The sequence below is a fragment of the Micromonospora sp. NPDC007220 genome, assembly GCF_040634035.1.
In the GTDB taxonomy this organism is placed as follows: Bacteria; Actinomycetota; Actinomycetes; order Mycobacteriales; family Micromonosporaceae; genus Micromonospora; species Micromonospora reichwaldensis.
This window is the reverse complement of sequence record NZ_JBEYEU010000074.1, coordinates 1-1,094: the sequence shown is the minus strand read 5'-3', so window position 1 is coordinate 1,094 and position 1,094 is coordinate 1. Positions and strand designations below refer to the sequence as shown.

Sequence of the window (1,094 nt, the reverse complement as noted above, 5' to 3'; positions counted from 1 at the left end):
AATTACGGTTGCTGTTTTTGAACAAATAAAAAAGCACAGGGAACCTAAAGTGCTCCATAATTGTTAGACAAGAAATCTAACAGTTATGGAGCACTTTAAAAGTTATGCTTATTTTGGTTCTGTTGCGAAGTTTGAAAATCAAACGCGCCCGCTCTGAACTCCAAATATCTTAGGCTGGTATTCCCATTAATACCTTGATTTCAGTAGACACCGAAAAGCCGAAGAGCGTTCCATTTCTTCGGTTCTTTTTATATATTCCTCGAATGGTCTCCATGCCCTTAATCGTGGAAGAGGCTGTACGGAGACTTTGATAAAATTTATTCCGTCGTTTAATAGGTCGATGGTCTTGTTCTATTAAATTGTTAAGATACTTCACAGTTCGGTGCTCTGTCTTAGTATATAAACCCACACTCTGTAACTTTCTAAAGGCGGAGCCAAGAGAAGGTGCTTTATCAGTCACAATTGCTTTCGGCTCACCAAACTGTTTATGGAGTCGTTTTAAGAAAGCATAGGCTGCTTGCGTATCCCGTTTCTTTCGTAACCAGATATCTAAGGTTAAGCCGTCCGCATCAATTGCACGATAAAGATAATGCCCACGTCCCTTAATTTTGATATAGGTTTCGTCCATTTTCCATGAATAGAAGGATTGTCTATTTTTCTTCTTCCAAAGATAATAGAGGACTTTGCTGTACTCTTGCACCCAACGATAAATCGTAGTATGACAAACATTTATTCCACGATCATATAACAATTCCTGAACTTCACGATAGCTTAGATTGTAACGCAGGTAGTAACCAACAGCGACAATAATGACGTCTTTTTTGAATTGTTTGCCTTTAAAATGATTCATTACTCTGTCCTCTCTGTCTTTTTTCTCAATTTTACACTAAAATAGATTTTTTGGAAAACTTTGCAACAGAACCGTTTAACCTTAGATATTTGGTTACGAAAGAAACGGGATATGCAAGCAGCCTATGTTTTCTTAAAAAGTATTCATAAACAGTTTGGTCAACATAGAGTCATCGTAACAGATAAAGCACCTTCTCTTGGCTCCGCCTTTTAAAAGTTACAGAGTGTGGGTTTATATACTAAGA

At 37.3% G+C, this 1,094-nt stretch carries 1 protein-coding gene and 1 pseudogene; one reads left to right on the top strand and one right to left on the bottom strand.

What is annotated here, in order from left to right:
- Positions 1-169 precede the first annotated feature (169 nt).
- Entirely contained in the window at positions 170-850 is a 681-nt protein-coding gene (locus ABZ573_RS32525) for an IS6-like element ISS1N family transposase (protein WP_358122931.1), read from the bottom strand.
- A gap of 51 nt (positions 851-901) precedes the next feature.
- Between ABZ573_RS32525 and ABZ573_RS32520 the strand changes: the two are divergent.
- Positions 902-1,060 (top strand): annotated as a pseudogene (locus ABZ573_RS32520) (DDE-type integrase/transposase/recombinase); the annotation flags it as partial.
- Positions 1,061-1,094: the final 34 nt, after the last annotated feature.